Annotated in this window: 26 protein-coding genes and 1 riboswitch; of the genes, 2 read left to right on the forward strand and 24 right to left on the reverse strand. The window is 74.5% G+C overall.

Annotated elements, in window-relative coordinates:
- Positions 1-18: 18 nt before the first annotated feature.
- The 17 genes from pheT to rpe all read right to left on the reverse strand — a co-directional run bounded on the left by pheT (position 19) and on the right by rpe (position 15,572).
- Complete coding sequence (gene pheT, locus ABTW87_RS20390; protein ID WP_350652410.1) at positions 19-2,565, reverse strand: phenylalanine--tRNA ligase subunit beta; 2,547 nt, start codon at positions 2,563-2,565, stop codon at positions 19-21.
- A gap of 35 nt (positions 2,566-2,600) precedes the next feature.
- Positions 2,601-3,680, reverse strand: coding sequence for a phenylalanine--tRNA ligase subunit alpha (gene pheS / locus ABTW87_RS20395; protein ID WP_350652411.1), 1,080 nt, complete (start codon positions 3,678-3,680; stop codon positions 2,601-2,603).
- 167 nt (positions 3,681-3,847) lie between these two features.
- Positions 3,848-4,738: a TrmH family RNA methyltransferase gene (locus ABTW87_RS20400; RefSeq protein ID WP_350652412.1), complete on the reverse strand. Its 891-nt coding sequence runs from the start codon at positions 4,736-4,738 to the stop codon at positions 3,848-3,850.
- Positions 4,739-4,767: 29 nt separating this feature from the next.
- The gene (rplT, locus tag ABTW87_RS20405; RefSeq protein ID WP_350652413.1) at positions 4,768-5,160 is read right to left on the reverse strand and encodes a 50S ribosomal protein L20; all 393 of its coding nucleotides are present in this window, start codon (positions 5,158-5,160) and stop codon (positions 4,768-4,770) included.
- Positions 5,161-5,192: 32 nt separating this feature from the next.
- Entirely contained in the window at positions 5,193-5,387 is a 195-nt protein-coding gene (rpmI, locus tag ABTW87_RS20410; RefSeq protein WP_350652414.1) for a 50S ribosomal protein L35, read from the reverse strand.
- Between the two features lie 20 nt (positions 5,388-5,407).
- Positions 5,408-6,022 carry a translation initiation factor IF-3 gene (gene infC, locus ABTW87_RS20415; RefSeq protein WP_350652415.1) on the reverse strand — a complete coding sequence of 205 codons (615 nt, stop codon included), beginning with the start codon at positions 6,020-6,022 and terminating at the stop codon, positions 5,408-5,410.
- Between the two features lie 365 nt (positions 6,023-6,387).
- Positions 6,388-6,861 (reverse strand): PH domain-containing protein, encoded by a 474-nt coding sequence (locus ABTW87_RS20420; protein WP_350652416.1) that lies wholly within the window; start codon positions 6,859-6,861, stop codon positions 6,388-6,390.
- A 140-nt stretch (positions 6,862-7,001) separates the two neighbouring features.
- Entirely contained in the window at positions 7,002-8,078 is a 1,077-nt protein-coding gene (locus ABTW87_RS20425) for a DMT family transporter (protein ID WP_350652417.1), read from the reverse strand.
- A complete protein-coding gene (hisG, locus tag ABTW87_RS20430) occupies positions 8,075-8,920 on the reverse strand; it encodes an ATP phosphoribosyltransferase (RefSeq protein WP_350652418.1) in 846 nt (281 codons plus the stop codon). The genes ABTW87_RS20425 and hisG overlap by 4 nt, the downstream gene beginning before the upstream one ends.
- 48 nt (positions 8,921-8,968) lie before the next feature.
- Positions 8,969-9,232 carry a phosphoribosyl-ATP diphosphatase gene (locus tag ABTW87_RS20435; protein ID WP_502891619.1) on the reverse strand — a complete coding sequence of 88 codons (264 nt, stop codon included), beginning with the start codon at positions 9,230-9,232 and terminating at the stop codon, positions 8,969-8,971.
- A gap of 144 nt (positions 9,233-9,376) precedes the next feature.
- On the reverse strand, positions 9,377-9,877 hold the full coding sequence (ribH, locus tag ABTW87_RS20440) for a 6,7-dimethyl-8-ribityllumazine synthase (RefSeq protein ID WP_350652419.1): 501 nt from the start codon (positions 9,875-9,877) through the stop codon (positions 9,377-9,379).
- Positions 9,878-9,880: 3 nt separating this feature from the next.
- On the reverse strand, positions 9,881-11,146 hold the full coding sequence (locus ABTW87_RS20445) for a bifunctional 3,4-dihydroxy-2-butanone-4-phosphate synthase/GTP cyclohydrolase II (RefSeq protein WP_350652420.1): 1,266 nt from the start codon (positions 11,144-11,146) through the stop codon (positions 9,881-9,883).
- Positions 11,143-11,832, reverse strand: coding sequence for a nicotinamide riboside transporter PnuC (pnuC, locus tag ABTW87_RS20450; protein ID WP_350652421.1), 690 nt, complete (start codon positions 11,830-11,832; stop codon positions 11,143-11,145). Before pnuC ends, ABTW87_RS20445 begins: the two co-directional genes overlap by 4 nt.
- A complete protein-coding gene (locus tag ABTW87_RS20455) occupies positions 11,832-12,458 on the reverse strand; it encodes a riboflavin synthase (protein ID WP_350652422.1) in 627 nt (208 codons plus the stop codon). The genes pnuC and ABTW87_RS20455 overlap by 1 nt, the downstream gene beginning before the upstream one ends.
- A gap of 1 nt (position 12,459) precedes the next feature.
- Complete coding sequence (gene ribD / locus ABTW87_RS20460; protein WP_350652472.1) at positions 12,460-13,521, reverse strand: bifunctional diaminohydroxyphosphoribosylaminopyrimidine deaminase/5-amino-6-(5-phosphoribosylamino)uracil reductase RibD; 1,062 nt, start codon at positions 13,519-13,521, stop codon at positions 12,460-12,462.
- Between the two features lie 158 nt (positions 13,522-13,679).
- Positions 13,680-13,853, reverse strand: a riboswitch (FMN riboswitch).
- A 56-nt stretch (positions 13,854-13,909) separates the two neighbouring features.
- Positions 13,910-14,890, reverse strand: a complete 981-nt coding sequence (locus ABTW87_RS20465; protein ID WP_350652423.1) for a GGDEF domain-containing response regulator — start codon at positions 14,888-14,890, stop codon at positions 13,910-13,912.
- A gap of 1 nt (position 14,891) precedes the next feature.
- Complete coding sequence (gene rpe, locus ABTW87_RS20470; RefSeq protein WP_350652424.1) at positions 14,892-15,572, reverse strand: ribulose-phosphate 3-epimerase; 681 nt, start codon at positions 15,570-15,572, stop codon at positions 14,892-14,894.
- Positions 15,573-15,829: 257 nt separating this feature from the next.
- Here rpe and ABTW87_RS20475 point away from each other — a divergent pair, with 257 nt between their 5' ends.
- Both ABTW87_RS20475 and ABTW87_RS20480 read left to right on the forward strand, forming a co-directional pair.
- On the forward strand, positions 15,830-16,726 hold the full coding sequence (locus ABTW87_RS20475) for a septum formation family protein (RefSeq protein WP_350652474.1): 897 nt from the start codon (positions 15,830-15,832) through the stop codon (positions 16,724-16,726).
- An 80-nt stretch (positions 16,727-16,806) separates the two neighbouring features.
- Positions 16,807-17,694, forward strand: a complete 888-nt coding sequence (locus ABTW87_RS20480; protein WP_350652425.1) for a septum formation family protein — start codon at positions 16,807-16,809, stop codon at positions 17,692-17,694.
- 63 nt (positions 17,695-17,757) lie between these two features.
- Here ABTW87_RS20480 and ABTW87_RS20485 read toward each other — a convergent pair whose 3' ends face one another.
- The 7 genes from ABTW87_RS20485 to metK form a co-directional block, all read right to left on the reverse strand.
- Positions 17,758-19,287 carry an RsmB/NOP family class I SAM-dependent RNA methyltransferase gene (locus tag ABTW87_RS20485; RefSeq protein WP_502891621.1) on the reverse strand — a complete coding sequence of 510 codons (1,530 nt, stop codon included), beginning with the start codon at positions 19,285-19,287 and terminating at the stop codon, positions 17,758-17,760.
- A complete protein-coding gene (gene fmt, locus ABTW87_RS20490) occupies positions 19,242-20,168 on the reverse strand; it encodes a methionyl-tRNA formyltransferase (RefSeq protein WP_350652427.1) in 927 nt (308 codons plus the stop codon). Before fmt ends, ABTW87_RS20485 begins: the two co-directional genes overlap by 46 nt.
- Positions 20,169-20,175: 7 nt before the next feature.
- On the reverse strand, positions 20,176-20,736 hold the full coding sequence (gene def, locus ABTW87_RS20495) for a peptide deformylase (RefSeq protein WP_350652428.1): 561 nt from the start codon (positions 20,734-20,736) through the stop codon (positions 20,176-20,178).
- A gap of 47 nt (positions 20,737-20,783) precedes the next feature.
- Entirely contained in the window at positions 20,784-22,049 is a 1,266-nt protein-coding gene (locus ABTW87_RS20500; protein WP_350652429.1) for a cytochrome P450, read from the reverse strand.
- A 124-nt stretch (positions 22,050-22,173) separates the two neighbouring features.
- On the reverse strand, positions 22,174-23,157 hold the full coding sequence (locus tag ABTW87_RS20505; protein ID WP_350652430.1) for an AAA family ATPase: 984 nt from the start codon (positions 23,155-23,157) through the stop codon (positions 22,174-22,176).
- A 179-nt stretch (positions 23,158-23,336) separates the two neighbouring features.
- Positions 23,337-25,319 carry a primosomal protein N' gene (locus ABTW87_RS20510; protein WP_350652475.1) on the reverse strand — a complete coding sequence of 661 codons (1,983 nt, stop codon included), beginning with the start codon at positions 25,317-25,319 and terminating at the stop codon, positions 23,337-23,339.
- A complete protein-coding gene (metK, locus tag ABTW87_RS20515; RefSeq protein ID WP_350652431.1) occupies positions 25,316-26,509 on the reverse strand; it encodes a methionine adenosyltransferase in 1,194 nt (397 codons plus the stop codon). Before metK ends, ABTW87_RS20510 begins: the two co-directional genes overlap by 4 nt.
- Positions 26,510-26,593: the final 84 nt, after the last annotated feature.

The following is a 26,593-nucleotide window of genomic DNA, read 5'->3' on the forward strand; positions in this document are numbered from 1 at the left end:
AAGAAGGGGCCCTTCCTTTCATGCGCCGCGGAGGACGGCGTTGTAGCGGTCGGCGGCGCGGGCGACCGCGGCGTCACGGGCGGCCACCGCCTCCTCCACGGTCAGGGTGCGGTCCGGCGCCCGGAACGTCAGCTTGTACGCCAGCGACCGGCGACCCGCCCCGAGCTGCTCGGAGGCGTACACGTCGAACAGCCGCACCGATTCGAGCAGCTCGCCCGCGCCCTCCACCAGCGCCGCCTGCACGTCCGCCGCCGGCACCGAGGCGTCCACGACCAGGGCCACGTCGATGAGCGCGGGCGGGAACGACGAGACGGCCGGCGCCTGCCGCATCGGGGCCGGCGGCACCGCGTCCAGGTCCAGCTCCATCGCGGCGGTACGCCGGGGCAGCTCCAGCGCGGCGACCACCGCCGGGTGCAGCTCGCCCGCGTGCCCGACGACCGTGTCGTCGACCAACAGCTGCGCGCACCGCCCCGGATGCCAGGGGGCGTGCTCGGCCGCGCGCACCGTCACCCGGTCGTCGGGAACCCCGGCGACGGCGAGGACCGTGCGGGCCGCCTCGACCGCGTCCATCCAGCCCGCCGCGCGGCCCGGACCCCACCAGCCGGTCTGCTCGACCTCGCCGGCGAGCACCACGGCGACGTGCCGCGGCTGGTCCGGCAGGACCGCGTCGGCGGCGGCGAACTCGGCGTCCGACGGCCGGTGCGCCACACCCATCGACGGCGGGACGCCGGCGCCCGGGCGCGGGTGGAAGACCGAGCCGATCTCGTACAGGGCGAGATCCCGCTGGCCGCGGCCCAGGTTGCGCTTGAGCACGCCGAGCAGCGGACCGAGCAGCGTGGTACGCAGCAGCGGCTCCTCCTCCGACAGCGGGTTGGCCAGCCGCACCGCCCGCCGCCGCGCGTCGTCGGCCGGCAGGCCGAGCAGGTCGGCCAGCTCGACGGCCACGAACGGCTGCGAGAGCACCTCGACGTACCCCTGGTCGGCGAGCGCCCGGGCCACCGCCCGGCGGCGCCGCTGCTGCCAGGTCAGGCCACGGCCGGCGGGCGCGACCGGCAGCACCGACGGCACCCGGTCGTACCCGTCGAGGCGGACCACCTCCTCGACCAGGTCGGCCGGGTCGGTAAGGTCGGGCCGCCAGGTCGGCGGGGTGACGGTGAGCGCCTCGGTCCCGCCGGCGGCGACAGCCACCTCGCCCGGGTCCTCGGCGAGCCGGTCGGCGCCGGTGGCGACCGAGCAGCCGACCTCCTGAAGCAGCGCGACCACGCGGGCCGGCGGGTACACCACCCCGACCCGCCGGGACGGCAGGTCGGCGGGCATGGTCACCGGGGTACGCGGCCGCACGTGATCGATGTCGAGGATCTCCTCCCCGACCGTCCCGCCGCCGTGCTCCACCAGCAGCCGGACCGCCCGCTCGATGGCGACCAGCGGCAGGGCCGGGTCCACGCCCCGCTCCCAACGCTTCGCGGCCTCGCTGAACAGCTTGTGCCGGCGCGCGGTCCGCCCGACCATCACCGGGTCCCAGTGGGCGGCCTCGAAGAGCACGTTTGTGGTGCCCTCGACCACCTCGCTGGTCTCCCCGCCCATCACGGCGGCCAGCGAGACGGGCCCGCTGTCGTCGCAGATCACCATGTCCTCGGCGGCCAGCGTGCGGACCACACCGTCCAGGGTGGTCAGCTTCTCCCCCGGCTCGGCCCGGCGCACCACCAGCGGGCCGGCGATCCGGTCCGCGTCGAACGCGTGCATCGGCTGGCCCAGCTCCAGCATCACGTAGTTGGTGATGTCGACCGGCAGCGAGATGCTGCGGATGCCGGCGGTGGTGAGCCGCTGCACCATCCAGGCCGGCGAGGGCGCCGTCGGGTCGACGCCGCGCACCATCCGGGCGGCGAAACGGTCGCACCCGACCGGGTCACGCACCTCGACCGGGTACGCGGGCCGCTCGGTGGCTCCCGGCGCGGGCACCAGGCCGGGGTCGCGGAACGGCACCCCGAGGGCGTGGGCAAGTTCGCGGGCGATCCCGCGTACCGACATCTGGTAGCCCCGGTCCGGGGTCAGCTCCACCTCGACCACGACGTCGTCCAGGCCCACGACCGGGCGGGCGTCGTCGCCGGGCTTGGCCGGGCTCGACTCCGGCAGCACGATGATGCCCGAGTGGTCGTCACCCAGGCCCAGCTCCTTCGCCGAGCAGATCATGCCGTTGGAGTTGCGCCCGTACGTCCTGCGCGCGCCGATGGCGAAGTTCCCGGGGAGCACGCCGCCGGGGAGGATCACCACGACCCGGTCGCCGACCGCGAAGTTGCGGGCCCCGCAGACGATCTCCTGGAGCTCGCCGGTGCCGTTGGCGTCGCCCACGTCGACCCGGCAGAACCGGATCGGCTTCTTGAAGCCGGTCAGCTCCTCGATCTCGCGTACCTCACCGACCACAAGCGATCCGGCGACCGTCGCGGCCAGGTCCACGATGGACTCGACCTCGATGCCCAGCTCGACGAGCGCCCGCTCCAGGTCGGCCGGCGGCAGGTGCGCCGGCAGGTCGACGTGCTCGCGCAGCCAGCTGACAGAAACTCGCATGACTCAGACCACCGTCTCCGTAACTCGCAGCCAGCTCACGATCCGTACCCGAACGCCCGGGTGAACCGGACGTCGCCCTCGACCATGTCCCGCATGTCACCGACGCCGTGCCGGAACATGACGGTCCGGTCGATACCCATGCCGAAGGCGAATCCGGAGTAGACCTCGGGGTCGATGCCGCACGCCCGCAGCACCCGCGGGTTCACCATGCCGCAGCCGCCCCACTCGACCCACTGCGGGCCCCTGCGGTGCTCCGGGAACCACACGTCGAACTCCGCCGACGGCTCGGTGAACGGGAAGTAGTGCGGACGGAACCGCGTCTTCGCGCCCGGCCCGAACATCGCCCGGGCGAAGTGGTCGAGGGTGCCCCGCAGGTGGGCCATCGTGATGCCCTTGTCGACGACGAGGCCCTCGACCTGGTGGAACACCGGCGCGTGCGTGGCGTCCAGCTCGTCGGTGCGGTAGACCCGGCCCGGGCAGATCACGTAGATCGGCGGCTTCCGGGTCAGCATCGTGCGCGCCTGCACCGGCGAGGTGTGCGTGCGTAGGACAAGGCCCGAACCCGCCGAGCCGTCGGCGGACGCCACGTGGAAGGTGTCCATAAGCCCGCGCGCCGGGTGGTCCGGCGGGATGTTCAGCGCGTCGAAGTTGGTCCACTCCAGCTCGACCTCGGGCCCCTCGGCCACCTCGTAGCCCATCCCGACGAACAGGTCGGTGATCTGCTCCATGAGCGTGCTGACCGGGTGGCGGGCACCCGCCGGGCGCCGGTCGTACGGCAGGGTGACGTCCACCCGCTCCTCGACGAGCATCCGCTCGGCCTGCTCGCGCTCCAGCACCTCGGCCCGGGCGGCGTAGGCGCTCTCGATCGCCCGGCGGGTCTCGTTGACCCGCTTGCCGGCGTCGGCCTTGGCGGCCGGCGGCAACGCGCCGATCTCGCGGCGGGCCAGCGAGACCGGGGCCCGGTCGCCGAGGTGCGCGGGGCGCAGCGCGGTCAGCGCGTCCGGGTCGGCGGCGTCGGCGAACGCCTTATCGGCGGCGGCGACGGCCTCGGCCAGTGCGGCCGGGTCGAGCAGGGCGACCTGCTTCGGGTCGTACGGATCGTTGCGGTAGGTCATGGCGTACGGGCACTCCCTCACGGCGGCGCCGGCCCTCGTCAGGCGGCGAAGCGAGTCTACGGACGCGCGGCTGTGCCGCAGCCCGCCGGTGGGAGTTGTGCGGAGAGCAGGTCAGGCTCGCCGCCCGCCGACACCGGCGGGCTGGCTAAACGAACGCCGTGGCGCGTTCATGGACGGACGTTCTCCCCTGCTGTCTCGGCCGCGCGGCCGGTCGACGGCCGGCGCTGCGCTCTCGCTGAAGCGTACAGGCACACCGCCGCCGCCGCAGCCAGGTTCAGGCTCTCGGCGCGCCCGTGCAGCGGCACCCGGACCCGCGCGTCGGCGGCGGCGGTCAGCTCGTCGGGCAGCCCGTGCGCCTCCGACCCGAACACCCAGGCCGTCGGGGCGACCAACCGCCCCGCGTCGGCGAGGTCGTCCAGGTCGTCCGTGCCGTACCCGGTGGTGGCCAGGACGGTGAGCCCGGCGGCCCGCAGCGCGGCGACCACCTGGAGCGGATCCGGCGCGCGCACCACGTCGACGTGGAAGAGGCTGCCGGCGGAGGCCCGCACCGCCTTGCCGTTGTAGGGGTCGACGGCCTCGCCGGCGAAGACCACCGCCTGCGCGCCGGCCGCGTCGGCGGTGCGCAGGACGGTACCGGCGTTGCCCGGGTCACGGATGCCGGCGAGCACCGCGACCAGCCGGGGCCCCCGCCCGAGGGCGGTGTCCAGTGGGACGTCGAGGTGCCGGCAGACGGCGACCAGGCCCTGCGGGGCGACGGTCTCGGCCAGCGCGGCGAGCGCCTCGTCGGTGACCTCGGAGACTTCGACGTCGTCGGTGGCCGCCTGCGCGGCGAGGTCCGCGTACCGGTCGAGGGCGGCCGGCGTGCCGAAGAGCTCCAGGACCGTGCGCGGCCGGGCGAGGGCCTCGCGGACCGCCTGCGGCCCCTCGGCCAGGAACCGGCCGGCGGCGTCGCGGTCCCGGCGGCGCTGCAGCCGGCGGGCGGCGACGACCCGGGGCGTACGCGGGGTGAACGGCCCCGCGACGGCGTCGAGGCGCCTCCCCTGCGGTGGTGACTGCATGGGAGACGCCTCGATCTGCCGTGGGTGGATCAGGCGGCCTGAGCCGGGGCGCCACCGGTGCCGTGCTCCGCGACGGCGGCGCGGGCCAGCTCGACGATCGCCGCGAACGCGGCGGCGTCGTTGACGGCCAGGTCGGCCAGGATCTTCCGGTCGACTTCGATGCCGGCCAGCTTGAGGCCCTGGATCAGGCGGTTGTAGGTGAGCCCGTTGGCGCGGGCGCCCGCGTTGATCCGCTGGATCCACAGCTGCCGGAAGTCGCCCTTGCGGTCGCGGCGGTCCCGGTAGGCGTACTGCATCGAGTGCAGCACCTGCTCCTTGGCCTTGCGGTACAGGCGGGAGCGCTGACCGCGGTAGCCGCTCGCGGTCTCCAGCAGGGTACGGCGCTTCTTCTGGGCGTTCACAGCCCGCTTGACGCGTGCCATCTCAACTCCTTCTTCGGTTCAGGTGGCGCGCGTCAGCGGCCGAGCAGCTTCTTGATGCGCTTGACGTCGGCCTTGGCGGCGACGACGACGCCGGTCAGCCGGCGGGTCCGGGTGGACGGCTTCTTCTCCAGGTTGTGGCGCAGGCCGGCCTGCTGCTTCACGACCTTGCCCTTACCGGTCAGCCGGACGCGCTTGCCCATCCCGGTGTGGCTCTTCATCTTCGGCATGTGGAACGTCTTCTCCCCTGTTACTCGCCGGTTGTCCCGGCGGGCCCGGTCGGCTCGACCGGCGGCGCCGTCTCGGGGGCGCCGGACTCCCGCTCGCCCCGCGGTAGCGCGCCGCCGCGGGCCGCCGTGGCGGCCGCCTTGGTGGCGCGGTGCGGCGCGAGCACCATGATCATGTTTCGGCCGTCCTGCTTCGGCGCGGCCTCGACGTACCCCAGCTCCGAGATCTCGGACTCGAGCCGGCGCAGGAGCCGGTAGCCCAGCTCCGGGCGGCTCTGCTCCCGACCGCGGAACATGATCGTCACCTTGACCTTGTCGCCGGCCTTGAGGAACCGCACCACGTGACCCTTCTTGGTCTCGTAGTCGTGCGGGTCGATCTTCGGCCGGAGCTTCATCTCCTTGATGACGGTCTGCTGCTGGTTACGCCGCGCTTCGCGCGCCTTCAGTGCGCTCTCGTACTTGAACTTGCCGAAGTCCATGAGCTTGCACACCGGCGGGCGCGCCATCGGCGCAACCTCGACCAGGTCCAGGTCGACGTCCGCGGCCAGCTGAAGGGCGCGCTCCAGCGGGACGATGCCCACCTGCTCACCTTCAGGGCCGACCAGTCGGACCTCACGTGCCCGGATCTGCTCGTTCACGCGTGGTTCGACGCTGATGGGGCCTCCTCGAGTCGAGTGTTCCTGCGTGGCCGACCCCGCGGCTCCCGGGTGGGAGCCGACCCGGAAAGCAGAAGGCCCCGGCGCATGCCAGGGCCCGCTCGACCGGTCGGCACGACAACATGGTCGCGCATCCGGCACCGGGACGTGCCCGGAACCGGTGACCGGACCCGGCCACCTCGCGGCGACTCGGGTGGGAGCAGGCGCTCCGCTTTCAAGACCACCCGCGATCCTCACTAGCAACTGACACACGCGGGCAGCCTGGTCGACTCGACAACACTACACCGCCGGTCGCGTCTCCCCCAAACCGGGCACCCGATCTTGCCCAGCGGCGGCCCGTGCGGGCGTCAGCGGCCGGCGGCGCCCTCGGCGAGACGGGCCTGGTGGGCCTGGTGCAGCCGGCGCAGCGCGCGGACCCCCTCGACCGCCAGCTCCTTGTCGGCGGCCTGCAGGGCCACCATCGGCACCAGGTCGTCGTCGTGCAGCTCCAGGCTGGCCCAGGGTGCGCCCCGGTCGAACCGGACGCCCCGGACGACCTCCCAGGGCAACTGGTACGAGCCGACCACGTTCTGCACCCGCACACCGTGCCCGTCGGCCTCCACCTTCGGGCGGGTGAAGAGCAGGAAGGCGAGCGCGCCGAACACGCCGAGGCCGACCATGGCGATCTGGTCGCCGCGCTGGAACGTGCCGTAGCCGCTGCCGGTCGACCCGCTCAGCGACGTGGCGAGCACGCTGAACATCACAAGCAGCGCGGCCGCCGACCCCCAGCAGACCAGCCGGATGCGACGGGGCCGGATGCGGATGGACTCGGTTTCGCTCACCCCACCAGTCTGCCACCCGCCCCCGGCCGCCCCGCGCCCGCCACACGCGACCGCGCCACCGGCCACACGTGCCGGCTCGATGATCGGATGATGCTGGACCGGTCGCCGGCGGCCCGAAAGACCGGCACCGCATCAAACGATCATCGGAGCCTCGGGCCTCGCCGCGCGTCCCGGCCGGCGACCAGCGCGGCGGCCAGCGTCAGCAGAGCCCCGGCGAGCACCGGCAGCCGGAGCCCGGCACCGCCCGGCAGGAGCGCGTCGAGCACCAGCGCGCCGGCGAGCTGCCCGGCGACCAGGAGCAGGCCGGTACGCAGCACGCCCACCACCCGTACGCCGATCACCAGGCTGGCCACGATGCCCACGCCCAGCAGGCCACCCGTGTAGAGGTACCAGGCGTCCGGCCAGGTCGGCGCCGGACCGGTCAGCGCACCGGCCACCGCCGCGGCGAGCAGCACGGCGGGCGTGCTCACGGCGAAGTTGACGGCCACCCCGGCGCCGGCCGAGCTGGCGGCCGAGACCCGGCCGTTGAGCGCCGACTGGAGCGCCACCGCCACGCCGCCCGCGACGGCCAGCAGGACCATGCCGAGGGCCAGCTCACCGACCGGCTGGCCGAGCTGGGCCAGCGTCACCGCGCCCACGCCGAGCGCCGCGCCGGCCAGGCGGGGGCCGGTGAGCGCGAGCCGCCCGACCGGCGCGAGGCCGGCACGGTCCACCGCCAGCCCGCCCACGCTGCCGCCGGCGACCTGGGCGATCGTGAACACCGCCACCCCGACGACCGGGACGACGTACGCGCCGAGCACGACGATCGCGGCCCCGCCGAGCCCGCCCAGGTACGCCCACCAGGGCAGTCCGGCCCGGCGCAGCCGGCGCAGGTCGGCGCGCAGACCGCGCATCGTGAGCAGGGCGCCCGTGACGAGCAGGCAGCCGCCGAGGTTGTTGACGATCGCCGCCAGGGTCGGATCGCCGGCCCGCTCACCCAGTTCGGCGTTGACCGCGCCCTGGGCGGCCGACGCGACACCACCGGCCGTGACCAGCAGCAGCGCGACCCACGGCGGCAGGGACGGGCGCGGCGGCCACGCCCGACGCGGCGCGGGTACCCGCGGGGCTCCGCCGTCCGCCCGGACCACGGCACCCGGGACCGCGGCGCCGGCCCCCGCCCGGTGGTCCGCGTCGCCCGGCCCGGCGGGCGGGCCGCCCCCGTGCCCGGCTGCGGTCACAGCCGGCAGGCGTGGATGTTCGTGACGAGGATCGCCCGGGCCCCGAGCTCGTACAGCTCATCCATGATCCGGTGCACGTCCTCGCGCAGCACCATCGCCTGCACGGCCACCCAGCCCTCCCGGTGCAGCGGGGAGACGGTCGGCGACTCGATGCCCGGGGTCAGCGAGCTGGCCCGGTCCAGCAGGCCGGCCGGGACGTCGTAGGCGAGCATCACGTAGCGGCGGGCGACGAGCACCCCGTGCAGGCGGCGCAGCAACTGCTCGCACTGCGGGTGGGAGGGCGCGCCGGCCCGGCGGACGAGCACGGCCGACGAGCGCAGCAGCGGCTCGCCGAACACCACCAGGCCGGCCTGCCGCAGCGTCGCGCCGGTCTCCACCACGTCGGCGACCACGTCGGCGACGCCGAGGCGGATCGCGTTCTCCACCGCGCCGTCCAGGCGGATCACGTCGGCCTTGACGCCCAGCTCGCCGAGGCGCCGCTCGACCAGGCCCGGGTACGCGGTGGCGATCCGGCGCCCGCCCAGCTCCTGCACGGAGTCGACGTCCTCCGGACGGGCGGCGAACCGGAAGGTGGCCCGGCCGAAGGCCAGGTCGACCACCTCCTCGGCGGGCGCGCCGGAGTCGATCAGCAGGTCGCGGCCGGTGATGCCGACGTCGAGGTCACCGGAGCCGACGTAGGTGGCGATGTCCTTCGGGCGCAGGTAGAAGAACTCGATGTCGTTGGGTTCGTCCCGGCAGACCAGGTCCTTCGGGTCGGTGCGCTGGCGGTAGCCCGCCTCGCGCAGCATCTGGGCGGCCGACTCGGCCAGGGCGCCCTTGTTGGGTACGGCGACACGCAGCATGACGGAGTGCTCCTTGAGTGATCGGTCAGGATCAGGGCGGGGATGCACTCAGAGATGTCGGTAGACGTCCTTCAGCTCGAGACCGGTGGCGAGCATCAGCACCTGCACCTGGTAGAGCAGCTGGGAGATCTCCTCGGCGGTCCGCTCCGGCCCCTCGTGCTCGGCGGCCATCCACGACTCGGCCGCCTCCTCGACGACCTTCTTGCCGATGAAGTGCACCCCCTTCTCGAGCGCGGCGACCGTGCCCGAGCCCGGGGTGCCGGCGGCGGCCTTGGCCTGCAGCTCGGCGAACAACTCCTCGAACGTCTTCACGGAAGGTGATTCTTCCAGCCCGCCCCGCCGCCGGCTCGCTCCGGGTCGGCGGCGCCGCCGGGCTCGCCGGCGGCGTACCGGCACCGGCGCCGGTGGCCGCGTCGGATCCCCCGGGCGACGGACGGCTGACCTGCTGTCGAGCTGTCAGCCGCCGAAGCCGACACGCTGGGCCGACGTGGCGGCCACCGCCCGGACGGCCAGGGCGGCGTCGAGCGCGGCGACCGTGGCGGCCCAGCCCTTGTCCTCGGCCGAGCCGGGCAGCCCGGCCCGGTCCCGGGCCTGCTCGATGGTGTCGACCGTGAGCACGCCGTGCGCGACCGGCTTGCCCTCGTCGAGCGCGACCCGGGTGAGGCCGTCGGTGACCGAGCGGCAGACGTAGTCGAAGTGGGCGGTGGCGCCCCGGACCACGACGCCGAGCGCGACCACGACGTCGCACCGGCGCGCGAGGGCCTGGGCCACCACCGGCAGCTCCACCGAGCCGGCCACCCGGGCCACCACGGCGCGGGCGCCGCACGCCTCGGCGGCGGCGACCGCCCGGTCGAGCATGTGGTCGGTGAGGTCGCCGTGCCAGCGGGCCGCGACCACACCGACCGTCAGGCCGGCGGCGTCGACGGTGTCGATGCCCGGCTCCCCGAAACCCGCCATGTCCTACGCTCCGATCTCGTCACCGGGGACCGTACGGCCCATCGGCGCCTCGGTCACCTCGTCCAGCTCCTCCAGCAGGTGCCCCATGCGGTCCCGCTTGGTACGCAGGTAGCGCACGTTCTCCGGGTGCGGCCGCACCGGCAGGCCCTCGCGACCGGTGACGGTGAGGCCGTACCCCTCCAGGCCGGCGCGCTTGGCGGGGTTGTTGGTGAGCAGCCGCATCGACCGTACGCCCAGGTCGTAGAGGATCTGCGCGCCGGTGCCGTAGTCCCGCGCGTCCGCCGGCAGGCCGAGGTCGAGGTTCGCGTCGACGGTGTCCCGACCCAGGTCCTGCAGCTGGTACGCCTGGAGCTTGTGCAGCAGGCCGATGCCGCGCCCCTCGTGGCCGCGTACGTAGAGCACCACGCCCCGCCCCTCCCGGGCGACGCGCTCGAGGGCGGCGTTGAGCTGCGGCCCGCAGTCGCAGCGCACCGAACCGAAGACGTCGCCGGTGAGGCACTCGGAGTGCACCCGCACCAGCACGTCCCGGCCGTCGCCGAGGTCGCCCATGACCAGCGCGACGTGCTCGGCCGAGTCGTAGTCGCTGCGGTAGCCCAGTGCGCGGAACACCCCGTGCTTCGTGGGCATCCGGGCGTCGGCGACCTGCTCGACCTGCTTCTCGGTCCGCCGCCGGTACGCGATCAGGTCCGCGATGGTGATCAGGGTCAGCGAGTGCTCGGCGCAGAACTTCTCCAGGTCGGGAACCCGCATCATCGTGCCGTCGTCGTTGACCAGCTCGCAGAGGACACCGGCCGGGCGCAGCCCGGCGAGCCGGGTCAGGTCGACCGCCGCCTCGGTGTGCCCGGGCCGGCGCAGGACGCCGCCCTCGCGGGCCCGCAGCGGCACCACGTGCCCCGGGCGGGCCAGGTCGGCCGGACCGGTCGCCGCGTCGGCGAGCAGCCGGATCGTGTGCGCCCGGTCGGCGGCCGAGATGCCGGTGCTCACGCCCTCGCGGGCGTCCACGGTCACCGTGTACGCGGTGCCCCGCCTGTCCTGGTTGGTGTGGTACATCGGCGGCAGGTCCAGCCGGTCGCACTCGCTCTCGGTCAGCGGCACGCAGATGTAGCCCGAGGTGTGCCGGACCATGAACGCGACCAGCTCCGGCGTGGCCAGCTCGGCCGCGAAGATCAGGTCTCCCTCGTTCTCCCGGTCCTCGTCGTCGACCACGACGACGGGCCGGCCGGCGGCGATGTCCTCCACCGCCTGCTCGATGCTGCCAAAAACGCTCATGCCACGGCCTCCGAGTAGGTGGACGGGATCGGGGTGGGACGGGTGGCCCGGGACGTCCGCCACCACGCGACGAGGCCCCAGGCGCAGAACGCGCCGTAGACCAGGTACATGGCCGCGGAGGGGTAGAAGCCGCCGCGCAGCAGCAGCGGCACCCCCACCGCGTCGACGGCGATCCAGATCAGCCAGAAGTCGACGTACCCGCGGGCCATCCCGTACGTGGCGAGCAGGCTGCCGGTGAGGATCCACGCGTCCGGCAGCGGCCCCCACGAGCCGAGGGCGGCGAGCACCGGGTACGCGACGGCGGTGCCGGCCACGGCGGCCAGCAGCAGCCCCAGCCGCTCCCGCCCGGTCGCCCAGCGCGGCTCCACGGCCGGCGCCCCGTCGACACCGCGGCGGCGGTTGCGTGACCAGCGCCACCAGCCGTAGAGGCTGACGCCGAAGAAGAAGACCTGCCGGCCGGCCTGGCCGTACAGGTCGTGCGCCTGCGGGGTGGCGAACGCGCCGCCGAGGAAGACGGTGAACAGCAGCGCGTTGCCGACCATGCCGACCGGCCAGGCCCACACGACGCGGCGCAGGCCGAGCAGCGCGGAGGCGAGCCCGAACACGTTGCCGACGATCTCGCGCACCAGCACGGGCGAGCCGGCGACGCTCACCTGGGCGTCCAGCAGCCAGCCGAGGGGACCCATCACGCCACCCCGCGCGGGGTGGCGCCGCCGGGCAGGTGCCCGCCGAGCAGACGCTCGACGTACTTGGCCAGGACGTCGACCTCGAGGTTGACCGGGTCACCGACCCGGCGGGACCCGAGCGTGGTGAGCTTCAGCGTGGTCGGGATCAGACCGACCGAGAACCAGTCGGCCCCGACTTCCGCGACGGTCAGCGACACCCCGTCGACGGTGATCGAGCCCTTCTCCACCACGTACCGGGTCAGGGCTTCGGGCAGGCGGAACCGGACGGTCTCCCACTGTGCGGCCGGTTCCCGGGCGACGACCTCGCCGACGCCGTCGACGTGGCCCTGCACCAGGTGGCCGCCGAGGCGGCTGCCGAGGGTGGCGGCCCGTTCGAGGTTGACCGGGTCGCCGGGCCGCAGCGCGCCGAGCGCGGAGCGGCGCAGCGTCTCCCCCATCACGTCGGCGGTGAAGCTCCCGTCGGCGGCGTCCACCACGGTCAGGCAGACGCCGTTGACCGCGATCGAGTCCCCGTGGCGGGCGTCGGAGGTGACCAGGGGACCGCGGATCGCGACCAGCGCGGAGTCGCCCGCGGTCTCGGTGACGCGGACGACCTCGCCCAACTCCTCGACGATGCCGGTGAACATGTCAGCCCTCCCTCTTCCGGGGCAGCGCGGTGATCCGCAGATCGGGACCGACCTGCGTAACGTCGACGATCTCGGCGTCGATGGCCTCGGCGATCGTGGTCACACCCGCGTCGACGAGCGCGGTCGGGCCGGCGCCGAGCAGCCGCGGCGCGACGTAGCCGACGATCTTGTCGACCAGCCCGGCGGCGAGGAACGCGCCGGCCAGCCGGGGCCCGCCCTCCAGCAGGGCGGCGCGCACCCCGCGGCCGTGCAGCGCGGCGAGCAGCGCGTGCAGGTCGACCCGGCCGTCCGGGCCGGCGCCGACCTCGGCCGCGGTGGCGATCCAGGTGGTGGCGGCGGCGTCGCGGACCCGCGCCCCGGCGGGGGTACGGCCCGCCGAGTCCACCACCACCCGCAGCGGCTGCCGGATCGCGAGGCTGCCGTCGCGCAGGTTCCGGGCGGTCAGGCGCGGGTCGTCGGCGAGCACCGTGCCCACCCCCGCGATCACGGCGTCGACGGTGCCGCGAAGCGCGTGCACGTCCATCCGGGCCGCCTCGGAGGTGATCCACATGCTGGTGCCGTCGGCGGCCGCCGACCGCCCGTCCAGCGTCGCCGCGTACTTCCAGATCACGTACGGCCAGCCCCGGCGCATCGAGATGAGCCAGGCGATGTTGCCCGCCTCCGCCTCGGCGGCGCGTACCCCGAGGTCGACCTGGACCCCGGCGGCGCGCAACGTGGCGGCACCGCCGGCCGCGACCGGGTTCGGGTCGGGCACCGCGATGACCACCCGGGCGACCCCGGCCTGGACCAGGGCGGTGCTGCAGGGGCCGGTGCGGCCCGTGTGGTCGCAGGGCTCCAGGGTGACGACGGCGGTCCCGCCCCGGGCCCGCTCGCCAGCCTGGGCGAGCGCCACGATCTCGGCGTGCGGCCCACCGGCGTACGCGTGGAAACCCTCGCCGACGACCCGCCCGCCCGGGTCGAGAAGCACGCAGCCGACGACCGGGTTGGGGCTGGTGGTGCCGAGACCTCGCGCGGCGAGCTCGATCGCGCGACGCATCGCCTCGTCGACGGAGACGCCGGCCATGCCCCTGCCCTTTCGCTCGCCGGTCGGCGCGCGGGCGGCGACGGGAGCGACGGCATCGGGCCGCGGGCGTGCGGCGGCGGAGATCCGGGGACGGCAGAGCCGACCCGGGTGGCCGTACGGCACGCCGAGGTGGCGGCCGGGCACGGCCCATCCGTCCCGCGCGCTGTCTCCCATCCGGACTGTCTGGGGGCGGGCGTGCCCGCACCCAACCGTCGGCCCCGGATTCTCACCAGGTCCACCGGGCGGACGAACCGCTCCCGGGTCGCGGGCTTACCACGGTCGGACCGTGGATCACCGCCGGTTCGGAATTACACCGAGTCCCGCCAGCGCGTGGTGGGTACTACCGGCAGTCTTGCACGCGTCGGGGCGTCTGTGGCACCCACGCGAGCTACTTCACATGACGATGGCTCGGGTCCGCGACGCCCCGACGCCGGTCCACCGCCACGTACGACCCCGGCTGGCTCTTCGCCACCGACTTCATCTCGGAGGCGATCGTCATCGCCTCCAGCGGGTTGGTGAGGCGCTTGTTGGCGTCCGAGACCGACACGCCGATGGAGAGCGTGACCAGTGCGGCGCGGCGCAGGTTGCCCCGCCGGTCCTTCACCTCCACGTAGCCGCGGGCGGCGTCCGGCGGGTCGTACAACGCGTCGGCGGCCGTCTCGAAGTCGGCCGAGACCCGCGAGGTGAGCGGCACGACCTGGTCCGGCGTGCAGACGAAGACGAAGTCGTCGCCGCCGACGTGACCGAGGAACGCCGGCGGAAGGCCCACCGAGACCACGGCCCGGTGCAGGCTGCGGGCCAGTGCCGAGATGAAGTCGTCGCCCCGGACGAAGCCGTAGACGTCGTTGACGCTCTTGAACCGGTCGATGTCGATGTAGCCGACCGCGTAGTCCGACCCGACCCGGATCCGGTCGGCGATCTCCCGGCGGATCCGGCTGTTGCCGGGCAGCCCGGTCAGCGGCGAGACCTCCCGGAACTCCTTGTTGCGGCGGAGCGTGGAGCTGACCCGGGCCACCAGCTCGGCGGTGTCGAAGGGCTTGACCAGGTAGTCGTCGGCCCCGGCGCTGAGGCCGTGCACCTTGTCCACGGTCAACCCCTTGGCGGTCAACATGATCACCGGCAACGCGGCGGTCATCGGGTCGGCCCGCAGCCGCCGGGTCAGCTCCAGGCCGTCGATGCGCGGCATCATCAGGTCGACCACGGCGAGGTCGGGACGCTCCCGCTCGATCACCTCGAGGGCCTCCTGACCGTCGCCGGCGTGGATCACCTGGTACCCGTGCAGCCGCAGGTTGAACTCGACGAACCGCGCGATGTCCTCATCGTCGTCGACGACGAGGATCACGTCCGGGCGGTCGCCGGCGGGCTCCACGTCAGGCCCCGGCCGCCGCGCGTTCCGCCATGGCCCGCAGCTTCCGGACCGCCTCGGCCGGGTCGTCCGCGCCGTAGACGGCGGTGCCGGCGACGAACGCGTCCGCGCCGGCCTCGGCCGCCTGGGCGATGGTGTCCGCCGCGATGCCGCCGTCGACCTCGATGCGTACCTCCAGGTGGCCGGCGTCGACGTGCCGGCGGGCCGTGCGCACCTTGTCCAGCAACTGGGGGATGAACCGCTGCCCGCCGAAGCCGGCCTTGATCGTCATGATCAGCAGCGTGTCGAAGCTGGGCAGCAGTTCCAGGTACGGCTCGACGGGCGTGTCCCGGTCGATCGCCAGCCCGGCCTTGGCGCCGGCCGAGCGCAGGTCCTTGGCGAGCGCGACCGGGTCGTCGCAGGCCTCCGCGTGGAACGTCACGTTGTACGCGCCGGCGTCGGCGTACCCGGGGGCCCACCGCCGCGGGTCCTCGATCATCAGGTGCACGTCGAACGGGATCTCCGTGGCCGCCCGCAGGCTCTGCACGACCGGCAACCCGATCGTCAGGTTCGGCACGAAGTGGTTGTCCATGACGTCCACGTGCAGCCAGTCGGCGGCACCTTCGACGGCACGGACCTCGTCGGCGAGGTGGGCGAAATCGGCGGCCAGGATGCTCGGCGCGACGATCGGCGGCGGTACGGTCACTGGGCAAGTGTACGAACGCGGCCACCAGCCGCCGGCGGCACGGCACCAACCGGGACACCCCGTGACCCAGCGGTGACCTCTGGTGCAGAATTGGCCGTTCCGGACGGTGAAACCGGACGGAGAGCCATTCGCGACTGGCCGGAAGACCGAAACGCGGCAACACTCCAACAGGGACGGTGACGTGGGCTGCACGACCGCCGGCGGGCGCGCCGGCCCGGTCCGCGGCACCGGCCGTCAGCTCCCGGGAAGGGCGGATGATGCGACGGTGGCTTCCTCTCCGAGCACTGGCGCTGGCAGGCGCGGCCGCGCTCCTGCTGAGCGGCTGTGTCCGGCCGGGCGGTTCCGACGGCGACCTCACCGACGACTGGCCCGCGCTGTCCGAGGCGCGGCTGTTCACCCCGGCCGCCGGGGTCTGCCTGCCACGGATCACCGCGGTGGTGCAGGCCAGCACGTACGAGACGGTGGACTGCGCCCGCAACCACCTGGCCGAGACCGTACACGTGGGCAGGTTCACCGGTCCCGTCGCCGAGCGTGACCGCCGGCCGAACCCGGGCTCGCCGGACCTGCGCGGCGCGCGGGCCGAGTGCGACCAGCGGGTCCGTGACGTGCTCGGCGGCGACTGGCACGCGGCCCGCCTCACGCTGAACATCGCCCTGCCGTCGGTGTCCGCGTGGGCCGGCGGCGCCCGGTGGTTCCGCTGCGACCTCAGCGAGACCGACAGCATCGACAACACCCGGCCGGTCAACCGGACCGGCAGCCTGCGCGGCGCGATGCTCGGTGACTCCCCGCTCGTGCACGGGTGCTTCGACCCGAAGCTGATCGGCGACAACCTGAACTACATGGCCCCGGTGCTGTGCACCGAGCCGCACCGCGCCGAGTTCGTCGGCGTGTACCTGGAACGCGACATGAGCTGGGCGGAGTTCACCCGCAACGAGCAGCGGGCACACCAGCGTTGCATGGCACTGATCGCCGCCTTCGCCGACGTGCCCAACAACAGCGACCTGCCGTACCGGGCGGGCTCGATCTTCTACCCGCCGTCGCAGCGGGAGTGGGAGGAGGGCGACCGTGGCGTGCGCTGTTTCCTGTGGAGCGACGACCGTAAGTTGACCCGCTCGATGCGCGGCGTCGGCCCGCAGGGGCTGCCGGCCATCTGACGTCCGCCGTGTGCCGTATGCTCCCGCAGCGTGGCGGGCACCGGCGGTGCCGGTCCGCCGGACGACGGGGAGGCCGGACGATGAAGCGACGCTGGCTCGCGCTGTGCGGCACGGTGGCCGCCCTGATGCTCGGCGGCTGCGTCACGCCGCCGGCCGGCACCGACGGCGACCTGGTCGACGACTGGGCCCCGATCAGCGCACCGACGGTCTTCACGCCCGAGCCGGCCGTCTGCCACCCGTTCGTGGCCCGGGTCGGCTACCTCGACGGGTACGCGCCGGTCCCCTGCGACCAGCCGCACAAGGTGGAGACACTGCACGTGGGGACGCTGACCGGCGCCGCCGCCGCGGGTACCGAGCCACCGGCCGCCGGCTCCGCCGGGACGCGCGCCGCGCACACCACCTGCCACCGGGAGGCGACCCGGGCGTTGGGCGGCGACTGGCGCAGCGGCCGCATCGGGCTCTCCGTGGTGTTCCCCTCGCCCGCGGCCTGGACCGGCGGGGCCCGCTGGTTCCGGTGCGACGCGGCGGAGATCCGCAGCATGGACGACCCGAGCGTGGTCTCCCGCGACACCGGCCTCGCCGGTGCGCTGCGGAGCACGTCACCGCTGCGACACACCTGCTTCAACCCCACCGTCGACGACGACCAGGTGACCGCGATGGGGCCGGTCGCCTGCACCCGCCCGCACCACGCCGAGTTCGTCGGCGTCTGGACCGCGCCCGACACCACCTTCGCGGCGTTCCGCAGCGGCCAGCGCCGGGTCCGCGACGGGTGCGGCGCGCTGATCGCCGCGTACGCGAAGGTGCCGCGCGGCGAGGTGCGGTTCCGGACCGGCTCGATCTGGTACCACCCGCAGGAGTCGGAGTGGCGCAACGGCAACCGGGGTGTCCAGTGCTTCCTCTGGATCAGCGACCGGAAGCTGACCCGGTCGATGAAGGGCGCCGGCCGTAGCGGCCTGCCGATGGGCTGAGCCACCCGCGGACCGTCCACCCGGGACGGTACGGCCGGTTGGCCGCCCTCGTCGACCGGGCGGTCAGCTCCGGCGCAGCACCGCGAGGAACATGGCGTCGGTGCCGTGGCGGTGGGGCCACAGCTGCACCGTCGGACCGTCGCCGAGACCGGGCATGCCCTCGGGCAGCAGCGACCGGGCGTCGACGAAGTCGACCGCCACGTCGGCCCGCCGGGCCGACTCGGTGACCGTCACGTGCGTCTCGACGGTGTGCGGCGAGCAGGTCACGTAGGCGACCAGGCCGCCCGGGCGGACCGCCCGCAGCGCCGCACCGAGCAGTTCCCGCTGCAACCGGGTCAGTGCCGGCAGGTCCGACGGCTGCCGCCGCCAGCGCGACTCCGGCCGGCGGCGCAACGAGCCCAGGCCGGTGCAGGGCGCGTCGACCAGCACCCGGTCGAAGTCCGCCTCGGCGAGCTCCGGGTCGGCGCCGACGGTGCGGCCGTCGGTGTTCAGCACGGTCACCGGCAGGTCGCGGGTGGCCTGGGCGACCAGACGGGCGCGGTGCTCGGACACCTCGACGGCGGTGAGCCGGGCGCCGCGCCCGGCGGCGATCGCGCCGAGCAGGCCGGACTTGCCGCCGGGGCCGGCGCACAGGTCGAGCCACCGGGCGTCCGAACCGTCGAGCGGGGCTACCGCGAGCGCGTTTGCCACCAGTTGGGAGCCCTCGTCCTGCACGTGGGCCCGGCCCTCGGCGAGCGCCGGCAGGTCCCCCGGCGCCCCGCCGCCGGAGTAGACCGCGTACGGGGAGAAGGCGCCGGGGGCGCCACCGACCTCGTCGGCCAGCTCCACCGGGTCGGCGAGCCCGGGGCGCGCGCACAGGTGCACCGGCGGACGCTCGTTGTCCTCGATGAGCAGGCGGGTGGTCTCGCCGAGGTCGCCACCCAGCGCCTCGGCGAACGCCCGCACGATCCACTGCGGGTGGCTGTACGCCAGAGCCAGGTGCCCGATCGGGTCGGTGTCCATCGGCGGGGCGAGCCGGGCCACCCAGGCGTCCGCGTCCCGGCCGGCGACCTCGCGCAGCACCGCGTTGGCGAACCCGGTCGCGCCCGGCCCGACCGTCCGGACCAGGTCGACGGTCGACGAGACCGCCGCGTGGGCGGGCACCCGGGTGTGCAGCAGCTGGTACGCGCCGAGCCGCAGCGCGTCGCGGACCGGCGGGTCGATGCGCGCCACGTCCCGTCCGGCGGCGTCGGTCAGGATCGCGTCGAGGGTGCCCAGGTGACGCAGCGTCCCGTAGGTCAGCTCGGTGGCGAAGGCGGCGTCCCGGCCGGCCAGTCCCAGGTCACGGAGGATCGACGGGAGCGCCAGGTTGGCGTACGCGTCGTCCCGGTTGACCGCGGCGACCGCCTGGTACGCGGCGTGCCGGGGCAGGTCCACGGCGGGGCGGGCCGCTCGCCGGTCCGGGCGGCCGGCGCCGCCGCCGCGGCTGGGGCGGCCCGGATCCCGCCGGTCTGCGCGGCCGGCGCGGGTGTCGGAGCGGTCGGGTCGCGGGCGGTCGGTGGGGCCCGTCACTCGAAGGCCTCCCCGGCGGCGACCCGGGCGCCGCGCGCCCAGTCGCTCGCCGGCATGGCTCGCTTGCCGGCCGCCCGCACGTCGCCGAGCCGCACGGGCGTGGTGGCGGTGCCGGCGAGCACCCGGGACTTCTCCACCAGCAGCTCGCCCGGCTTCAGCTCGGCACCGTCGGCGACGGGCGTGACCGGGCCCAGCTTGACCCGCTCGTTCCGGAAGGTCGTCCACGGGCCGGGGGCCGGGGTGCAGGCGCGGATCCGCCGGTCCACGGCGAACGCCGGGTCACCCCAGCGCACCCGGGCGTCCTCCGCGGTGAGCTTCGGCGCCAGGGACACCCCTTCGGCCGGCTGCGGCTCGGCCCGCGCGGTGCCGTCCTCGATCGCGTCGAGGACGGCGACCAGCAGCCCGGCGCCGGAGTGGGCGAGCCGCTCCAGCAGGTCGCCCGAGGTGTCGGTGGGCCGGATCTCGTCGGTGAGGGTGCCGTACACCGGGCCGGTGTCCAGGCCCTCCTCCAACTGGAAGACGCTGGCGCCGGTCAGCTCGTCGCCGTGCAGGACGGCGTGCTGCACGGGAGCGGCGCCCCGCCAGGCCGGCAGGAGCGAGAAGTGCAGGTTGATCCAGCCGTGCCGGGGGATCTCCAGCGCGGCCGGCGGCACCAGCGCACCGTACGCGACCACGGGCACGCAGTCCGGTGCCAGCCCGCGCAGCCGGTCGAGGAACTGCGGCTCGCGCGGCCGGGCGGGGGTGAGCACCTCCACGCCGTGCTCGTCGGCCCAGGCGCCGACGGGCGAGCGGGACAGGCCACGGCCGCGACCCGCCGGGGCGTCCGGACGGGTCACCACGGCCACCAGGTCGTGGCGGGAGGCGGCCACCGCCGCGAGGGCGGGGACGGCGACGGCCGGCGTGCCGGCGAAGATCACGCGCACCGGCCGGTCACCGCCCCAGGCCGAAGGGGCTGCCGGCGGCGTGCGGGCTGAGCTTTACCGTCGGCGGGGCCGCCGGGTCGTACCACTGCGCCTGGCGGATCGCCTTCATCGCCTCCTTGCGGCCGGCCGGGTCGAGCCGGTCGATGAACAGCACCCCGTCGAGGTGGTCGGTCTCGTGCTGCACGCAGCGGGCCATCAGGCCGGTGCCGACGATCTGGACCGGGTCGCCGTAGCCGTTGAAGCCCTTGGCGACGACGTTCTGCCGGCGCTTCGTGTCGAAGTACAGCCCGGGGATGGACAGGCAGCCCTCGGGGCCGTCCTGCTCCTCGGAGTCGGGGAACTCCAGCACCGGGTTGACCAGGTGGCCGACCACGTCGTCCACGTCGAAGGCGAACACCCGCAGGCCCACGCCGAGCTGCGGCGCGGCGAGGCCGGCGCCGCTCTGCTCGCGCATCGTGTCGGTCAGGTCGGCGATGAGCTTGCGCAGCTCGACGTCGAAGTCGACCACCGGATCGGCCGGCGTGCGCAGCACCGGGTCGCCGAACAGACGGATGGGCTGGACGGTCACGCGGGGTGGCTCCTTCGTGGGCTCGGCGTCGGGCGTGCCGTACCAGTCTACGGAGTGCCCGGGCCGGTCCCGGCCGGCGTACCGCGATCGGTGACCGCGGCGCTGACGGCGACCGGAAGCGTGTCGTAGCCACGCAGCGTGAGCCGCGTCCGGCGCTGCGGCGTACCGGCCAGGGCCAGGTCGGGCAGCCGGCGCAGCAGCAGCGGGAAGGCGACCTGCGCCTCCAGCCGGGCCAGCCCGGCGCCCAGGCAGTAGTGCGGACCGGCACCGAAGGACAGCGGGTGCGGCTCGGCGCGCCACGGGTCGAACCGGGTCGGCTCGGGGAAGCGCCGGGGATCCCGGTTGGCGGCCCCGAGCAGGACCAGCGTCCAGGCGCCCGCCGGCAGCTCGACGCCGTCGAGGGTCACCGGCTCGCGGGCCGCGCGGGTGGTCAGCTGCACCGGGGAGTCGTGGCGCAGCAACTCCTCGACGTACCCGGGCGCGAGGTCGGGACGAGCGCGCAGCGCGGCGGCCTCGCGGGGGTGCTCCAGGAGCACCACCAGGCCGTTGCCGAGCAGGTTGGTGGTGGTCTCGAAGCCCGCGACCAGCAGCACCACGAGGTTGGCCAGCAGCTCGTCCCCGGACAGCCGGTCACCGTCGGCGTCGTGCGCCTGCACGAGCGCGGTGGTCAGGTCGTCGCCCGGAGCCCGGCGCCGCTGGGCGATCAGCCCGGTGAAGTAGTCGCGCAGCTCGCTCGCGCCGGCGTCGGCGACCGCCAGCTCGTCCGGCGTGAACTCCGGCTCCAGGACGCCGGTCAGGTCGCCGGCCCACCGCCGGAACCGGGGCCAGTCGGCCGCGGGCACCCCGAGCAGGGCGCAGATCACCGCCACCGGCAGCGGGTACGCGAAACCGGCCATGAAGTCGACCGGAGCGCCGTCGCGGCCGGCTGCGACCATCCCGTCGATCAGCTCGTCGGCCTGGTCGGCCACCACGTCACGCATGGCGGCGACCCGGCGCGGGGTGAACGCCCCGGCCGCGAGGCGGCGCATCCGGCTGTGGTCGGGCGGGTTCGTGCGCAGCATGGACCGGGAGATCGACATCAGGGCCGGGCTGGTGCGCCACTGCGGGAAGAGGTCGTCGCGCATCGCGCCGTCGAGCACCACGAACCGGGGATCGCGCAGCACCGCGTCGGCCTCGGCGTACCCGGTGACCACGAAGAAGCCGGGCGCGGCCTGGACCACCGGACCGTGCGCGCGCAGCCGCTCGTAGGTCGGGTACGGGTCGAGCCGGCCCGGCCGTGACATGAGCAGCGCGAGCGCCTCGGATGCGTCCATGAGCCGCCTCCCCGTGCCGAGGTACCGGAGGCTCCATGATGCGCGCCGCGCGGGTCCGCCCGCAGCCCCGGACGCTGCGGACGCGGACGCCGACCGTGCGCCGCGCCGCGCCGGGTCCCCGGCGTCAGACGCCGGCGCCCGGCTCCCCGGCCAGCACCGCGTCCCCGCCCAGCAGCGTGTGCTCGGGCAGCGGCAGCTCGATCTTGTGGGCGGCCTCCCAGTCGTGGATCAGGCCGGGCCGCACCTGGGCGGTGAAGTAGTCGATCGCGCTCATACCGCCGACGACGGGCTCGTCGACCTCGGCGACCAGCCGGGCAGGCACCAACCGGAACCCGTTCTGCAGCGCGGCGCTGAGCCGCCGGTGCCCGTCGACGACGAAGAAGTGCTCGCCGGTGTAGCCGATCCGCAGCGGGTCGAGCGCCTCGTCGCCGGCCGCGGCGACGTCGCCGACGAACTCGGAGTCCCACAGGTCGCGCAGGCTGGCGATGTCCTCGGTGGGATAGATCCGCGCCGGGTCCAGCAGCAGCAGCGGCGGGCTGTCACGCAGCACCTCGGGGCCGAGCCGTCCCTCGTACGCGTCGATGATGTGCTCGATCACCTCCTCGGCGGCGGCCCGGGTGGTGTCGCAGATCAGGTCGTAGTTGCGCAGCCGGGCCTTGTCGACGCCGTAGCGGACGATGAACCGGCCCCGCTCGCTCTCGCTGCGCTCCTTGAGCCGGGCCTTCGCCTCCTCGAGCGAGGTGTAGCTCTCGGCCGGGCCGGACGGGCGCAGCAGCACCCGCCGGGCGGCCTCGCCCGGCTCGGTGATCATGTGCACCTTCAGCGCGTCGGTGAAGAAGTGCCAGGCCAGCCGCGAGTCCATGACCAGGCGCTCCCCGGAGGCGGCGATGTCCCGCTGGAGCTGGTCGACGTAGCCGTCGACGGCCTGGTCCAGCTCGGCGTGCAGGTTGAGCTGGAGGGCGGTCATCTGCCGCTCCTGGGCCATCTGCCGGTAGAGGTCGCCGACGCTGACCCGGCGCATGCCGAGCCGCTTGGCGATCTCCACGGAGACGGTGCTCTTGCCGCTGCCGAGGTCACCGTTGAAGACGATCGACTGAGGAAGGGTCACGACTGGTCCACCCCTGATCACCGGCTGTTCGAGCTCGTCGACACCGCGCCGCTCCGACGCGCTCCCGCCATAGTCGGGCATGACGGGCGATGCTATCACCCGGGAACTCCCGGGTTCCCACACAGCGTGTCCGTCACGCCTGTTCCGGTGACGGATCGTCACGACGGATCTCCGCTGGGTCAGAACAGGGTCAGCGGGTCGACCTGGAGCCGGACCGGGTCGGCGGCCTTGCGGGCGGCGCGGACGCCGGCCGCGGCGTGCAGCGCCGCGGCGAGGGCGGCGGCCCGGGCCCGGGGCACCCGGACCAGCATCCGTTCCCGCTCCCCGTCGGCGGGGACGGGACCCAGCACCTCGGCGCCCGCCGGCAGCCGGGACTCGGCGAGCAGGTCCGCGACGGCGGCCGGCGGCCCGGTGACGCTTGCCATCCGCACCGCCGGCGGGAAGCCGAGTTCCCGGCGTTCGGCGAGTTCCCGGGCGGCGAACCAGCCGGCGTCCCAGCGCAGGAGCGCCTGCACCGGGGCCAGCGCGCCGTCGGCGACCACCACGACCCGGCCACCGGCCGCGGCCGGCCGGGCCAGCGCGGCGGCGGCGAGCCAGCGCCGCAGCGCCTCCTCCCCGGCGCGCAGGTCGGCCCGGGTCAGCAGGGCCCACGAGTCGAGCAGCAGCACCGCGCCGTAGCCGCCGTCGGCGACGGGTTCGGCGCCGGGGGTGGCGATGACCAGGCCGGCGCCGGCGGGCACGCTCTCGAGGACCTCCTCCCGCCCGGAGGTCCGCACCGGCACTCCCGGGAAGGCCCGACCCAGTTCCTCGGCCGTCCGGCGGGCGCCGGTGACCGAGGCGCGCAGGCGCCGTCCTCCGCACTCCGGGCAGGCGTACGCGGCGGCGACGCGCCCGCACCACCGGCAGGCGGGGGCGCCCTCGGCGGACGGCAGGGCGAGCGGGCCGGCGCAGTGCGGGCAGCGGGCGGGCGTCCGGCACGTGGCGCAGGCCACCGAGGGCAGGTAGCCGCGCCGCGGCACCTGGACCAGCACCGGCGCGCCGGCCTGCAGGGCGTCCCGGGCGGCGGTCCAGGCGAGGCTGGGCAGCCGGGCGGTGGACGCGCCGGGGTCCCGGGCGAGCTGCGGGTCGTCGCCGGTGGGGGCGATCGCCGGCATCCGGGTCCGGACGGTGGCCCGGTCGGCCACGACCTCGCGTGCCCAGCCGGTCTCGACGAGCAGTTGGGCCTCGGCGGTACGGGCGTACCCGCCCACGAGGGCGGCGGCGTCGGCGAGCTGGGCGCGGGTCAGCAGCACCTCGCGGGCGTGCGGGTAGGGGGCCCGGGGCTCGGCGTGCAGGTCGTCACCGTCGTCCCAGACGGCGACCAGGCCGAGCCGGGGCACCGGGGCGAACATGGCGGCCCGGGTGCCGATCACCACGGGCACGTCGCCGCGGCGGGCGGCGAGGAACGCCCGGTACCGGCGGGCCGGGCCGAGCGCGGCGGTGAGCTGGACGTGCCGGTCGGGGCCGAGCGCGGCGGTCAGTGCCCGGTCGAGCCGGTCCAGGTCGCGGGCGTCGCCGACCACCACCACGGCGCCCCGGCCGCCGGCGACGGTCGCGGCGACCGCGTCGGCGTAGCGGGCGGGCCAGTCCTCGCCGGGCAGGGCGGACCAGACGGCGCGTGGCGCGCGGCCTTCGGTGAGGGCGCGCAGCAGGGCCGGGCCGGCGGGATAGTCCGGCCAGCCGGGGGCGACCGGTGGGCCGGGCTGCGGCGCCGGGAGGTCGGCGGGCCCGGCGGGCTGGTGCGGTTCCTTCTCGACCCGGGCGTGCCGGGGCGGGACGGCGAGCCGGAGCACGTCGGCGAGGCTGCCGGCGTAGCGGTCGGCGACCGCGCGGGCCAGGCGGGCGATCTCCGGCGCGAGCACCGGTTCCGGCGAGACGACCTTCTCCAGGTACGCGAGCCGTGGGTGTTCGGAGGCGTCGACCCGCTCCAGCAGCCAGCCGTCGACGAGTTGACCGGCGAAGCGGACCTTCACCCGGGTGCCGGGTACGGCGTCGGCGTCGAGCGCCTCGGGCACCAGGTAGTCGAAGGGGCGGTCGAGGTGGGCCAGCGGCACGTCGACGCAGACGCGAGCGACCGGCGACCCCTCGGCGGGTCGCCGGTCGCTGCGCGCGGTGCCGCTCAGGCTCCCGCTACCGACTTGAGGTCGGCGGCGCGGTCGGTGCTCTCCCACGTGAAGTCGGGCAACTCCCGACCGAAGTGCCCGTACGCCGCGGTCTGCGCGTAGATCGGCCGCAACAGGTGCAGATCCCGGATGATCGCCGCCGGCCGCAGATCGAACACCTCCGTGACCGCCTTCTCGATCCGCTCCACCGGCACCGTCTCCGTCCCGAACGTCTCGATGAACAGGCTCACCGGATGCGCCTTACCAATCGCGTACGCCACCTGCGCCTCACACCGCTCCGCCAAGCCGGCGGCGACCACGTTCTTCGCCACCCACCGCATCGCGTACGCCGCCGACCGGTCCACCTTCGACGGATCCTTACCCGAAAACGCCCCACCACCATGACGCGCGTACCCGCCATACGTGTCCACGATGATCTTCCGGCCGGTCAGACCCGCATCACCCATCGGACCACCGATCTCAAACCGGCCCGTCGGATTCACCAACAACCGGTACCCCTCGGTGTCCAACCCCAGCGACTCCACCTCCGGCGTGATCACATGATCCCGCACGTCCGGAGTCAACAACGACTCCAACGAGATGTCCGCCGCGTGCTGGCTGGAGACGACCACCGTGTTCAACCGCACCGGCCGCAGACCCTCATACTCGATCGTCACCTGCGTCTTACCGTCCGGCCGCAGATACGGCACCGTCCCGTCCTTACGCACCTGCGCCAACCGCCGCGACAGGCGATGCGCCAACGCGATCGGCAACGGCATCAACTCCGGCGTCTCCGAACACGCAAAACCGAACATCATCCCCTGATCACCGGCGCCCTGCGCGTCCAACGCGCTCTCCGACTCACCGGTCCGCAACTCGAAGGCGTTGTCCACCCCCTGCGCGATGTCCGCCGACTGCGCCCCGATCGACACGCTGACGCCGCAGGACGCACCGTCGAAACCCTTCTTCGACGAGTCGTAACCGATATCCAAGATCGTCCGGCGCACGATCGTCGGGATATCGGCATACGCCTTCGTGGTCACCTCACCCGCGATATGCACCTGACCAGTCGTGATCAACGTCTCCACCGCGACCCGCGACCGCGGATCCTCCGCGAGCAACGCGTCGAGGATGCCATCACTGATCTGATCGGCGATCTTGTCAGGGTGACCTTCCGTGACCGATTCGGAAGTGAAGAGGCGGCGTGTCACGGCACTCCTAAGTTGTGGAAACGTCGTTCCGCGGCAGTGTAGTCACCCGCGTCCGGAGTCGGCCCGTTCGGTCGCGCCCGGCCC

It is taken from the genome of Micromonospora sp. NPDC126480 (assembly GCF_040302465.1).
Taxonomy (GTDB): Bacteria; Actinomycetota; Actinomycetes; order Mycobacteriales; family Micromonosporaceae; genus Micromonospora.